The 11,754-nt window shown below is 65.3% G+C and carries 11 protein-coding genes; 2 read left to right on the top strand and 9 right to left on the bottom strand.

Translation table 11 applies throughout. The features are described 5' to 3' along the window. Positions 1-41: 41 nt before the first annotated feature. Entirely contained in the window at positions 42-1,340 is a 1,299-nt protein-coding gene (locus tag AAG821_RS07165) for a pentapeptide repeat-containing protein (RefSeq protein ID WP_341909312.1), read from the top strand. Here the strand turns inward: AAG821_RS07165 and AAG821_RS07160 are convergent. The 5 genes from AAG821_RS07160 to AAG821_RS07140 form a co-directional block, all read right to left on the bottom strand. Continuing rightward, positions 1,330-2,472 (bottom strand): hypothetical protein, encoded by a 1,143-nt coding sequence (locus tag AAG821_RS07160; RefSeq protein ID WP_341909314.1) that lies wholly within the window; start codon positions 2,470-2,472, stop codon positions 1,330-1,332. The genes AAG821_RS07165 and AAG821_RS07160 overlap by 11 nt on opposite strands. A gap of 70 nt (positions 2,473-2,542) precedes the next feature. Next, the gene (pgi, locus tag AAG821_RS07155; protein WP_341909316.1) at positions 2,543-4,201 is read right to left on the bottom strand and encodes a glucose-6-phosphate isomerase; all 1,659 of its coding nucleotides are present in this window, start codon (positions 4,199-4,201) and stop codon (positions 2,543-2,545) included. Positions 4,202-4,238: 37 nt separating this feature from the next. Continuing rightward, on the bottom strand, positions 4,239-5,879 hold the full coding sequence (locus AAG821_RS07150; RefSeq protein ID WP_341909318.1) for an alpha-D-glucose phosphate-specific phosphoglucomutase: 1,641 nt from the start codon (positions 5,877-5,879) through the stop codon (positions 4,239-4,241). Between the two features lie 19 nt (positions 5,880-5,898). Then, on the bottom strand, positions 5,899-6,861 hold the full coding sequence (gene glpX / locus AAG821_RS07145) for a class II fructose-bisphosphatase (protein WP_341909320.1): 963 nt from the start codon (positions 6,859-6,861) through the stop codon (positions 5,899-5,901). Positions 6,862-7,017: 156 nt separating this feature from the next. Further along, positions 7,018-7,878: a DUF1194 domain-containing protein gene (locus AAG821_RS07140; RefSeq protein ID WP_341909322.1), complete on the bottom strand. Its 861-nt coding sequence runs from the start codon at positions 7,876-7,878 to the stop codon at positions 7,018-7,020. Positions 7,879-8,000: 122 nt separating this feature from the next. Between AAG821_RS07140 and AAG821_RS07135 the strand changes: the two genes are divergently transcribed. Further along, positions 8,001-9,260, top strand: a complete 1,260-nt coding sequence (locus AAG821_RS07135; RefSeq protein WP_341909324.1) for a UbiH/UbiF/VisC/COQ6 family ubiquinone biosynthesis hydroxylase — start codon at positions 8,001-8,003, stop codon at positions 9,258-9,260. Between the two features lie 5 nt (positions 9,261-9,265). Here AAG821_RS07135 and AAG821_RS07130 read toward each other — a convergent pair whose 3' ends face one another. From AAG821_RS07130 to AAG821_RS07115, 4 genes are read right to left on the bottom strand one after another with little or no spacing between them, the layout of a single operon-like run. Further along, on the bottom strand, positions 9,266-9,682 hold the full coding sequence (locus tag AAG821_RS07130; RefSeq protein WP_341909326.1) for a DUF971 domain-containing protein: 417 nt from the start codon (positions 9,680-9,682) through the stop codon (positions 9,266-9,268). A gap of 1 nt (position 9,683) precedes the next feature. Continuing rightward, positions 9,684-9,887, bottom strand: coding sequence for a Trm112 family protein (locus tag AAG821_RS07125; RefSeq protein WP_341909328.1), 204 nt, complete (start codon positions 9,885-9,887; stop codon positions 9,684-9,686). A 9-nt stretch (positions 9,888-9,896) separates the two neighbouring features. Beyond that, on the bottom strand, positions 9,897-10,580 hold the full coding sequence (locus tag AAG821_RS07120; RefSeq protein WP_341909329.1) for an LON peptidase substrate-binding domain-containing protein: 684 nt from the start codon (positions 10,578-10,580) through the stop codon (positions 9,897-9,899). 14 nt (positions 10,581-10,594) lie between these two features. Next, positions 10,595-11,572, bottom strand: coding sequence for a co-chaperone YbbN (locus AAG821_RS07115; RefSeq protein WP_341909330.1), 978 nt, complete (start codon positions 11,570-11,572; stop codon positions 10,595-10,597). Positions 11,573-11,754 lie beyond the last annotated feature (182 nt).

Below are 11,754 nucleotides of genomic sequence, written 5' to 3'. Positions count from 1 at the left end.
CGCCATCTCTCCTCTGCGGGCTCATGCCAGCGGAGGAAATGATGACTGCGCGCCAGAACGATGCGGCCCAGGGTAATCAGAGTACGTCCGGTTCTGCCAGTGGCGGAACGGTTCGCAAGAAGCTGAGCCAGCCCGAAGTCAACACGATCATCAAACTGCATCAGGACTATCGCAACGGCGTGTTTGGTGGCCGGCGCGCCAGTTTCTCCTTCCATGACCTTGAAGGCATGATGTTCGCCGGCGCCGATCTCAGCGACGCCGATTTCACCGGGGCTGCGCTGTATGGAGCGAGCCTTGGCGGTTGCAATCTCGACCGCGCAATCCTCTTCGGTGCCGACCTGCGCAACACCAACCTGGCCGGCGCCAGCATGGTGCGCGCCGATTTGCGCGGCGCGCTGCTGCAGGGTGCCAATCTCTCACAGGCCAATCTTTACGATGCCGATCTGCGCGATGGCATGCTGGCCGAGCGCGATTCCGTTACGCGCGACATCCGCGCCATGCAGTTCAAGGCCGGGGCGGCCGACATGCAAGGCGCGGCCATGCAGGGCGCCAACCTGTCGAAGGCGCGTATGAGCGGCGTGGTGGCGCAGCATACCGACTTCACTGATGCCATCATGGTTGGCTGCAACCTGGTGCGGGCCAACCTGTCGCATGCCAACCTGACCAATGCCGATTTGTCGGGTGCCGATCTCTCGGGTGCGACACTGAAAGGCGCCACGCTGACCAATGCAGTGCTGACCGAAGCCAAGCTGCAGATGGCCGATATGAGCGGGGCGAATACCACCGGCATGCTGGGCGACAAGCCGGCCGGCAAGCCGATCGAAGAGCTGGGCATGACACCTGAGGAGGCCCTGCGCCTGCATGCACTCTGGGTCACCACCGGTGGCACGGATGGCCGGCTGGTGGATTTCAGCGGCTTCGATCTGCGCAAGATCGGCAGTCTCTACAAGGCCCAACTGACCGGCCTCATGGCCGCCAATGCGGTGTTCTTCGGCCTCAATCTGGAAGGGGCTGCCATCCAGGGCGCGCGGCTGATGGGCGCCGATCTGCGCAACTGCCGCCTGGCCGGCGCCGATCTGCGTGGCGCCAACCTGAAGGGCGCCAAGCTTGGCCATGCCGACCTGCGCGGCGCCGACCTGCGGCCCCTGGTGGTGGCGGCGGGGCGCAGCTTCCCCTGCCATCTCGACGCGGCCAATCTGCGCCATGCCGATCTGCGCGGTGCGCGGTTGCAGCAGGCGGTGCTCTGCGAGGCTGATCTGCTGGAGGCCAATCTGGAGGGTGCCGAAACCGAGGGGGCCGATTTCACCGGCGCCAGCGGCGCCAGGATCCCTAGCGCTTGAGCGCGGCTTTCGCATCATAGGCGGCTGGTTCGGCGGTAAAGCCTGCCAGATCGCTGCCGGTGCGGCCCAGCATCAGCGGATCACAGTTCTCGCGCTCCACCGTCACCCGGGCATTGAAGGCCTGATGGGTGTAGCCGTGCTTGTCGCCGATGCGGTAGACCGCGATCCCGGCCTTGTCACCGGGTGTCGTGGTGATGCTGCGCAGGCCCAGCAGGGCGGCATGGCCGACCTCCAGTCCAGACAGGGTGCCGGCCACCTGTTCGGCGCGAGCCAGGAAGCCCAGGGTTTCGATGCTGGTGCCGGCCACGCCGCCCAGCTCGCGCTGGAACTGGCCGATCAGGATCTGGCCCGGCAGCGCCTTGGCGATGATGCGGGCCAGCGTGATGGTGACCTCGCCGACGATATATTCAAAGCCGCGCGGCGTGGTGCCTTCCACCTGGTGGTAGGAGAAATGGCTGCCGATGCTGAAGGCGGCGCGTAACGTGGGCACCAGTTTCGGATTGCCCTTCTGCCGCGCCAAAGCATTGTCGGCCAGGATCAGCAGCAGTGCCAGCCAGCTGCGCAGATCCGCATCGGGGCCTTCGCCGCGATTCCACACATAGAAGCCGTCGCCCACCGTCGAGCGCGCCAGTTCGGTGCGCAGGCCCACCTGGTTGAGCCGCTTGGCAGCAGAGTTGATCGAATATTCCAGCGAGGAGAGCTGCGCCACCTGCTCCAGCGGCGTGTGCTTGGAGAAGCTGACGATGTCGAACAGGATCACGGCGCGGCTTTCGGTCGCACTGATCGTATAGCGCTTGACCAGATTCTCGATCAGCAGCGGATTGACCTCGCCCTTGCCGGTGCCGACGGTGAAAGGCAGGTCCATGGTCAGCGGGCGGGCGCGCAACACCTTGCAGGTCTCGGCAAACACCGCGGCGTCCATCAGGCGCCGGCCGCGCACCAGACGTGGCAGGTCTTCGGCACTGCCGAGCACCATATAGGGTTCGGAAAAGCAGAAACTGGCCCGGCGGCCATCATGGCTCCAGCCGGCAACAATGGTTTTTCCCAGGCGCCAGGAGGAATGCAGGACGAAATCGATTTCCCGCATACCCTGTTTGACCGCATCTTGGCGCACGGCATCGGCTTCGCTCATGGCGGCCGCACTCTCAAAGGATGATAACCCCAGATGTGCCGGTCACCCCACCGCGACCGACGCGGCCAGATTACGACCGGGGCTGGCTGCGCGCCAGCGCAATCAGACCGCTGGTGGCGCTGTCATGCGGATGCTGTATCGAAGCATCCGTCAGCTCTTCCAGGATCGGTTTGGCCAGCTGCTTGCCCAGTTCGACGCCCCACTGGTCGAAGGAATTGACGCTCCAGATCGCGCCCTGCACGAAAATCTTGTGTTCGTACAACGCAATCAGCATGCCGAGGTGATAGGGATCGACCTGCGGCAGCAGGATGGTGGTGCTCGGCCAGTTGCCCGGGAACACCTTGTGCGGGGCCAGTTGCGCAACGGTCGCATCATCGGCCCCGGCGGCGCGCAGTTCGGCCTCGGCCTCGGCGCGGGTGCGGCCGCGCATCAATGCCTCGGCCTGGGCGAAGACATTGGCCAGCAGCATGTCGTGGTGGCGGCCGATCGGATAGCGGCTCTTCAGCGGCGCGATGAAGTCGCAGGCGATGACTTCCGGCCCCTGGTGCAGCAATTGATAGAAGGCATGCTGGCCATTGGTGCCGGGTTCACCGAACACGATGGGTCCGGTGGCATAGCCCAGCGGCCGGCCCCAGCGGTCGACACCCTTGCCGTTGCTCTCCATATCCGCCTGTTGCAGATACGGCGCCAGCTTGGACAGGCCCTGGTCATAGGGCAGCACGGCGAGCGCCGGCGAGCCGAGGAAGTTGACATTCCACACCCCGGCCAGCGCCATCAGCACCGGCAGGTTCTCGTTCAGCGGGGTGGTGGCGAAATGGCGATCCATGGCATGGGCGCCGTCCAGCATCTCGCGGAACTTGTCCATGCCGATGCCGAGTGCGATGGGAAACCCGATCGCCGACCACAGCGAATAGCGCCCGCCGACCCAGTCCCAGAATTGCAGCACCTGCTCGGGCCGGATGCCGAACTTGCCGGGCACGCCGGTATTGGCCGACAGGCCGAGAAAATGCCGCGGCCAGTCGATGATGCCTGGGCCGAGCTTTTCCTGCAGCCATGACCGTGCCGTTTCGGCATTGGTCATGGTTTCCTGGGTGGTAAAGGTCTTCGAGGCAATCACGAACAGCGTGGTTTCCGCCTCGCATTTTGCCAGCGTGCGGGCAATGTCGGTGCCATCGACATTGCTGACGAAGTGGATATCGATGCCAGGCAGCTGGTCGGCCGTCAGTGCCTCCAGCGCCATGCGCGGGCCGAGGTCGGAACCGCCGATCCCCATCGCCACCACGCTCTTGAACGGCTTTTCAGTGATGCCGCGCCAGGTGCCCTCGCGCACGGCGGCAATAATTTCGCCCATGCGCTGCAATTCGCCATGCACCAGGGCGGCAATGTCGGTGCCATCCACGGTCAGGTTGCCGCCGGCCGGCAGGCGCAGCGCGGTGTGCAGGGCGGCACGGTTTTCCGTTGTATTGATCGGCTCGCCACGCAGCATTCGGTCGCGCCAGCCTTCCACATCGGCGGCGCGCGCTAAGTCGAGCAGCAGTTCTACCGTCTCGTCGTCGATCCGCTGGCGCGACAGGTCAAGCAGCAGATTGCCGCAGCGGAACGACAGCTTGTCAAAACGCGCCGGGTCCTTGGCGAACTGCTCGCGCATATGCCGGTTGCGCGTGGCCGTGGCATGGGCAGCAAGCGCGCGCCAGGCAGGCGTCTGGTCGATCGGCGGCGGCAGCGACATGAACCCTCCGTTACACTACGCTCGAACTACAGGTCGTTCAGGTGATCACGTCCGGTGCGGTACGGCCAGTGACCTTGCGAAGGCCGGTCTGGGCCTCGGCGAAATCGATCAGCGGCTGCAATCGGGCCTGCACATCGTCATTCTGCCGTGCCGGGTCCGATTCGAACAACTCGAAATACAAACGCACGGTGGCGCCTTCCGTACCCGTGCCGGACAGGCGTGCGATCATACGGGCCTGTTCGCCGCAGATCACCCGCAGGCCCTGACCTTTGCTTTCGCTGCCATCCACCGGGTCGCGATACGAGAAATCATCGGCGGCCGTGATCGTCAGTGCGCCGATCTTTTGGCCTGGCAGGGTCGGCAGCGCGGTGCGCAGGCGATCCAGCGCTCCTGCGGCCTGTTTGGCATCGACGGCCTCGTAGTCATGGCGGCTGTAATAGTGCCGGCCGAAGCGGCGCCAGTGTGCCTGCAGGATCGACAGCACGGTTTCACCGGGTCGGGCCGCCAGCAGGTTGAGCCAGAACAGCACGGCCCAGAGGCCGTCCTTCTCGCGCACATGATCCGAACTGGTGCCGTAGCTTTCCTCGCCGCACAGGGTGATGCGGCCGGCATCCAGCAGGTTGCCGAAGAATTTCCAGCCGGTCGGGGTCTCGAAGCTTTCGATCTTGAGCGCAATTGCCACGGCATCAGACGCGCGGCTGGTCGGCATCGAGCGCGCCACGCCGCTGATGCCCCTGGCATAGCCCGGCACCAGGGTGGCATTGGCGGCCAACACGGCCAGGCTGTCGCTGGGCGTCACCGCGATGCCCTTGCCCAGGATCATGTTACGGTCGCCATCGCCATCGGAGGCGGCGGCAAAATCCAGCCGGCCGTCGATGACAACCTCCTGATACAGCTCCGGCGCATGGGCCGGATTGGGATCAGGGTGGCCGCCGCCGAAATCTTCCTTCGGCTCGGCATTGATCACGCTGGCGGCCGGCGCGCCCAGCATGTCGACCAGCAGGCGGCGGGCATAGGGCCCGGTCACCGCATGCATGGCATCGAAGCGGAAGCGGAAATCCGGCCTGGCGATGAGGCGGCGAATGGCCTCGAAATCAAACAGCGTCGCGAGCAGCGCGGCATAATCCTCGACCGGATCGATCACCGCGACGGTCATGCCGGCGATCCTGTGGCTGCCGATGGCTTCCAGGTCGATCTCGGCGGCAGTCTCGATGATGCGATAACGCGTGATGGTCTGCGTGCGCTGGAAGATCGCATCGGTGACCGCTTCCGGCGCTGGGCCGCCATTGGCGATGTTGTATTTGATGCCGAAGTCGCCATCCGGTCCGCCCGGATTGTGACTGGCCGACAGCACCAGGCCGCCGCGCGCGCGGTGATGGCGGATCACCGCGCTGGCCGCCGGCGTGGAGAGGATGCCGCGCTGGCCGACCAGCACGCGGTCGATGCCATTGGCCGCAGCCATGCGCAGGATGATCTGGATGGCCTGACGATTGAAAAAACGCCCGTCGCCGCCCAGCACCAGCGTGCCGCCCTGCAGTTCGGGTGCGGAGTCGAACACCGCCTGCACGAAGGCTTCCAGATAGCCGGGCTGCTGGAACACTGTCACCTTCTTGCGCAGGCCCGAGGTGCCGGGTTTCTGCCCGTCGAAGGGCTTGATCGCGACTTCGCGCAGCATCATGCGGGACTCTTGCTGTTGCTCAGGCGACGGGGAAGCGACTGGAGATATCGTGGCGCGCGCCGGTCTTGGCCATCAGGATGACGCTGTGGGTGGAGGCGATGCCGCGTTCAATGGTGACGCCGCGGCAGACCGGTCCGGAATTGATGCCGGTGGCGACGAAAACGGCATCGTCGCTTTTCACCAGTTCCGCGCCCGACATCCACTTGCTGCTGTCGAGGCCGAAGGCCTTCACCTTGGCGGCTTCTTCCTCGCCCTGCGGGTCGACGCGGCCGAAGAATTCGCCGCCCATGGCACGCACGAAGATCGCGGTGATGATGCCTTCGGGCGAGCCGCCGGTGCCGAACAGGGCATCGACGCTGCTGTTCTTTTGCACCGCCATGAAGGCGCCGGCGACATCGCCGTTTTCCTGCAGCACGGTGCGCGCGCCGGCGTCATGAATCTCCTTGATCATCGCGTGATGCCGTTTGCGGTTCAGCACGAAGATGCGCAGCTCCGACACCGGCTTGTTGAGTGCCGAGGCCAGGGCTTCCAGTTTCTTTTTCACCGGCCAGGTCGGATCGACCTTGCCCTTGGCGGCGGCCGGCAGCACCAGCTTGTCCATGTAGAAGCTGGGGCCGAGATCGAACATCGCGCCGCGCGGCGCCAGCGCCATCACCGCCATCGAATTGTCGACGCCATTGGCCATGTTGGTGGTGCCCTCGATCGGATCGACGGCGATCTCGATTTCCGGCTCGCCCTTGCCGATGCGTTCGCCGCGATACAGCAGCGGGGCGTTGTCTTTCTCGCCTTCGCCGATCATCACCACGGCATTGATGTTGATCTCGCCCAGCGCCTTGCGCATCGCCTCGACGGCGGCGCCATCGCCGTCTTCCTTGGCGCTGCGGCCGACCCAGGCATGGGCGGCGACGGCAGCGGCTTCGGTGACAAGGCGGAGCGCGAACGGGAAATCGGCGCGGTCGAACGGACCGGGGCGCGTGGTCATCAGGGATACTCCGAAGAAAGGGTCAGATCGGCTCGGGCCGGGATGGTTTTCTATCCGGTCGGTTTATTGCTTGGAAATACGGCAAAAACCGGGCGAGGCCAAGCCATGGCCGGGGTGGCGGCGCCGGATTTTGAGCGGTTCAGGGCGGTTTGCCGGCTACTGGTCGAAACGGCGACGCCAGAATTCCTGGCTTTGCCGTTCGCCGATATCGCAGCCCTTGGGGTAGCGGTAGCCCGACTGGGCCTTGTGGGTCACGGGGGGGCCGATCCGTTGCCAGGCCGGGGGCACGCTCGGCGCGGTGGCGATCTCCAGGATCAGCTTGCGCCGCACCGCCTCATGGAAGGTGTTGAAGCCCTCGGCCACCACCACGAAAGAGCCGGGACCGCCGATCACGCAGCCCTCGAAATAACGGTCGAGGTCTTCCAGCACTGGGAAGCCCCAGGTGTTCACCTTGCCATTCATGATCGGCAGGCCGTTGATGACAATGCCGGCGGCCAGTGCCTTGTCGCGGGCCAGGTCGATCGGGCCGCCGTCGTTGTTCGGCCCGTCGCCCGAGATATCCAGCACCTTGCGCACACCCTTATAGGGGCCGCTGCCGAAGCGCGGAATGGCGTGGTTGATGGCGCCGGAAATGCTGGTGCGACGTGCCGTGCGTGTCTGCTGTTCCAGCAGGCGGCGCGACACGGCCTGCGCACTGGCCTCGTCATGGATCAGGGTCCAGTCGAGAATGTCGTTCTGCACATAGGAGTCCGACCAGTCGAAATAGGCGATGGCAATCTTGCCATGGATGCCGCCCCTGATCGCCTTGATCACATCCTTGTCGATCAGGGCGCGGGCATAGCCCTCGCGCTGCAGCTTGGCCTCATCGGCATCGATGGAGCCGGAAATGTCGACGGCGAGCACCAATTCAAGATCGACGGGCATCTGCTCTGCGGCCCGTCCCGGTACAGGCAGGGTGGCCAGCGGCAGGCCCGTCAGCCAGGCCAGAACCAGGACGGTCAGCGGCTTGAACGGCATGGCTCCAAGGCTAGTACGTGCCGTGGCCCGCGTCCAAGCAAATTGCGGCAAAACGTCTCTTTGCCTGGCCGAATCCGGCCCGGCGCTGGACAAGACCCAGGCAGGTGCCGAGGATGTCGGCCATGACACCGGACCCTGCTGCTGTTCCTGCCGAGTTGTTCGACGTTGCCGTGATCGGTGGCGGCCTGAACGGGCTGACCCAGGCCATCGCCTTGGCCCGGCACGGCATTTCGGTGGCGGTGATCGACCGCGAGGATCCGGTCCGGGCCACGGCGGCCGGGTTCGACGGGCGGGTTTCGGCCATCGCGTTGGCGTCCCAGCGCATGCTGGATGCCATCGGCCTGTGGCGCCATGTGAGCGATGCCCAGCCGATGTGGGACATCCGGGTCTCGGATGGCGACTCGCTGCTGTTCCTGCATTACGACCACAGCGACCTGGGCAGCGACCCGTTCGGCTATCTGGTCGAGAATCGGGTCATGCGCCTGGCCCAGCAGGCGGCCATCGCCGATACGCCGAACCTGGAACTCATCGCGCCGATGAGGGCGCGGCAGATCAGCTATGGCGAACCGGGTTCCGGCGCGCCGGCGGTGCTCGACCTCGACAATGGCCGGCAGATCCGTGCCCGGCTGGTGATCGGCGCCGATGGCCGCCAGTCTGTCATCCGCCGCGATGCCGGCATCCGCACCATCGACTGGGCCTATGACCAGACTGGCATCGTCTGCACCGTGCAGCATGCTTTGCCGCATGATGGTGTGGCACAGGAACGTTTCCTGCCGGCCGGGCCGTTTGCGATTTTGCCGATGACCGACGATGCACAAGGCGCGCATCGGTCGTCACTGGTCTGGACCGAGCCGACCGAACGCGCCGCCGCCATCATGGCGCTGGATGATGCGGGTTTCGTGGCCGAGATGCGCCAGCGCTTCGGCACCGGCTATGGCGCCTGCGACGTAGTTGGCCCGCGCTGGTCCTATCCGCTCAGTTTCATGCTGGCCACCCGCTACAGCGGCCATCGTATGGCGCTGATCGGTGATGCGGCCCATGGCATCCATCCGATTGCCGGGCAGGGGCTCAATCTGGGCCTGCGCGACATTGCAGCCCTCACTGAGGCGGTGGTTGAGGCGCGCCGGCTCGGTCTCGATATCGGCCGTGTCGATGTGCTGGAGCGCTACGAACGCTGGCGCCGGGTCGACAACGTCGTGCTCGGGGCTGTCACCGATGGCCTCACCCGGCTGTTCTCCAACGACATCGCGCCACTGCGGCTCGCCCGCGATCTTGGCCTGGGCGTGGTCAACCGCATCGGGCCGCTCAAGAAACTGTTCATGCGCCATGCCATGGGCGACATCGGCCGCCTGCCGCGCCTGCTGAAGGGTGAGGCGATATAGGGGCTCTACCTGGCGCGCGGATCGCGGCTGAGGCCGCGCGCCTCCAGGCGTTTGAGGTAGTCCTGCCACAGCGCATCCTGGTCATGGCCGCGGTCGTAGAACCATTCCCAGCTGTACAGTCCGGTATCGTGCAGGTCGTCGAATTTGAGCCGCAGCGCATAGGTGCCGACCGGCTCGATGCCGATGATGCCGACATGGCGGCGGCCGGGCACCAGGGTCTTCTGCCCGGCGCCATGGCCCTGTACCTCGGCTGACGGACTTTCGATGCGCAGGAACTCCGCGGTGAAGGCAAAGCTCTTGCCGTCGGCATAGACGACCTCAAGCCGCTTTTCGGCCGAGACATAGCGCACATCGGTGCAAGCCGGGCGGCCGGCCTGCTGATACAGCGACTGCGGGTTCATCCCGCTTGGCACAGATGCCATGTCAGGGGGTGTCGTCGATCTGGCGCGCTTCATCCACCAGCATGATCGGGATGCCGTCGCGGATCGGAAAGGCCAAGCCGGCCTTTTCGCTCACCAGTTCGTTGCGGGCGCGGTCATAGACCAGTTGGCCCTTGGTTACCGGGCAGACCAGCAGTTCGAGCAGCTTGGGATCAACCGGTGCGGATGTCTGTGTGGGTTCGCTCATCACGGCCTCTCAATTCGGCTTCGCGCCGCGCGGCAGGGTGCTGCCATCCAGCAGGGCCATTTCCAGCAGCGACACCAGCATGGCGGCGCGGGCCTTGAAATCGGGGGCTTCCAGCAGGGCCTGTTTCTCGCCGGCGCTGAACGGGCAGATCATCGCCAGCGAATGGACCAGCAGATCGTCGTTCACTGCCGTGATCGAATCCCAGTCGGCCGGCAGGTTGTGGCGGGTGCAATAGGCGCGCAGCGCATAGATCAGGCGCTCGCGTTCGCATAGCCCGTCCTGCGCCGCGGTCATGTCGGCGGCATAACTGGCATAGTCGGCCTCGACCTGGCGATAGGCCGTGCCGGCTTCAACTTCGCGCGCCACCTGGAAACGGCACAGGCCTTTCAGCGTCAGCAGGATGCGGCCGTCATCGCTCTCGGTGGCCGACACGATCTTGCCGACACAGCCGACCGTGTAGATATCAGCGCTGTTGCGCGGTGACTGGCCGGGCAGGCCCGTGCTCTGGGTCGGCTGGATCATGCCGATCAGCTTGGTGCCATCGAGGGCCGCGCGCGTCATCGCCAGATAGCGCGGCTCGAAGATGTTGAGCGGCAACAAGCCGCGCGGCAGCAGCAGCACGCCGTTCAGCGTAAAGATCGGGATCGTTCGGCTCAGCTCATCGATGCTCGCCGGGCATTGAGACTCGTGCATCGAGCCGCCCATGCTCAGGCGAACAGGATCGACGACAGCCGGCGGCGCGCATCCACCACCACCGGATCCATCGGGCCCATCGCCTCGAAGATCTTCACCAGCTGCTTGCGGGCGGCCTCGTCGTTCCATTTGCGGTCACGCTTGACGATATCCAGCAATTGGTCGATTGCCTCGGCCTGCTGGCCGGCGCCATGCAGCGCCACGGCATAGTCCAGCCGCGCCTGGTGATCGTTCGGATTGGCGGCGACGGCGGCTTCCAGCGGCTTCAGGTTGCCCGCCGCCTGGCTGCCGGCTTCCAGCAGTTCGAGTGCGGAGCGCGCAGCCACCACATCGGCATGCTCGGCCTTGTCGGGCGGAATCTGGCCGAGGATTTCCTTGGCTTCTTCGACTTCGCCCATGCCGATCAGTGCGCGGGCCAGGCCGCCCAGGGCCGAGATGTTTTCCGGCTCGGTGCCCAGTGCGGTGGAAAACGCCGTGGCGGCATCTTCCCAGGCCTGGGCGGCAAGCGCGGTCTTGCCGGCCTCGATGGCTTCGGCGGCGGTATCCTCGATGGCGCCGGCGCCCGGCAGGCCTTCGACGAATTTCTTCAGCTGGCTTTCCGGCAGCGCGCCGACGAAGCCATCCACCGGCTGGCCCTGCGAGAAGGCATAGACCGCCGGGATCGACTGGATGCGCAGCTGCTGGGCCAGCGGCTGGTTCTTCGGATCGTCGACATTGATCTTGACCAGGCGCAGCTTGCCGTTCGCCGCCTTGACCAGCTTTTCCAGCGCCGGGGTCAGCTGCTTGCAGGGGCCGCACCACGGCGCCCAGAAGTCGACCAGCACCGGCTGCTTCATCGAGGCCTGCACCACGTCTTCCATGAAGGTGGTGATGTCGACATCCTTGATCAGGTCTGCAGCCGCAGCGGGTGCTGCACTGGGAGGTGTCCCGGCGGACGCGGTCAGTCCGGTCAGGCCTGGCAAGCTGGCGGGAGATTTGGGCGAAAGGTCCATGGCGGTCATCGTCGCTTGAAAAGGGGTTTGCTGTCGGGACCAGAGATAAGGGCGCAGGCGGCAAAAGCCAACAGCCCACGCTGCAAATGCCGACAGCCATGGTGAAAATATAGGCATGCCGGTGCCCCGTACAAGCGCGGGAATCGCTGATTCGGCATGGTACGGCTCTTGCTTTCTCTATT

The organism is Ferrovibrio terrae (assembly GCF_943372915.1).
GTDB classification, from domain to species: domain Bacteria; phylum Pseudomonadota; class Alphaproteobacteria; order Ferrovibrionales; family Ferrovibrionaceae; genus Ferrovibrio; species Ferrovibrio terrae_A.
The sequence above is the reverse complement of the archived record's forward strand: the minus strand, read 5'-3'. Positions and strand labels throughout refer to the sequence as shown.

Excerpts from the sequence above, each read along its gene's own strand:
- AAG821_RS07120 (WP_341909329.1), bottom strand. The coding sequence starts at position 10,580 with ATGCACGAGTCTCAATGCCCGGCGAGCATCGATGAGCTGAGCCGAACG.
- AAG821_RS07130 (WP_341909326.1), bottom strand. The coding sequence starts at position 9,682 with ATGGCATCTGTGCCAAGCGGGATGAACCCGCAGTCGCTGTATCAGCAG.
- AAG821_RS07160 (WP_341909314.1), bottom strand. The coding sequence starts at position 2,472 with ATGAGCGAAGCCGATGCCGTGCGCCAAGATGCGGTCAAACAGGGTATG.
- AAG821_RS07135 (WP_341909324.1), top strand. The coding sequence starts at position 8,001 with ATGACACCGGACCCTGCTGCTGTTCCTGCCGAGTTGTTCGACGTTGCC.
- glpX (WP_341909320.1), bottom strand. The coding sequence starts at position 6,861 with ATGACCACGCGCCCCGGTCCGTTCGACCGCGCCGATTTCCCGTTCGCG.
- AAG821_RS07125 (WP_341909328.1), bottom strand. The coding sequence starts at position 9,887 with ATGAGCGAACCCACACAGACATCCGCACCGGTTGATCCCAAGCTGCTC.
- pgi (WP_341909316.1), bottom strand. The coding sequence starts at position 4,201 with ATGTCGCTGCCGCCGCCGATCGACCAGACGCCTGCCTGGCGCGCGCTT.
- AAG821_RS07140 (WP_341909322.1), bottom strand. The coding sequence starts at position 7,878 with ATGCCGTTCAAGCCGCTGACCGTCCTGGTTCTGGCCTGGCTGACGGGC.
- AAG821_RS07115 (WP_341909330.1), bottom strand. The coding sequence starts at position 11,572 with ATGGACCTTTCGCCCAAATCTCCCGCCAGCTTGCCAGGCCTGACCGGA.
- AAG821_RS07150 (WP_341909318.1), bottom strand. The coding sequence starts at position 5,879 with ATGATGCTGCGCGAAGTCGCGATCAAGCCCTTCGACGGGCAGAAACCC.
- AAG821_RS07165 (WP_341909312.1), top strand. The coding sequence starts at position 42 with ATGACTGCGCGCCAGAACGATGCGGCCCAGGGTAATCAGAGTACGTCC.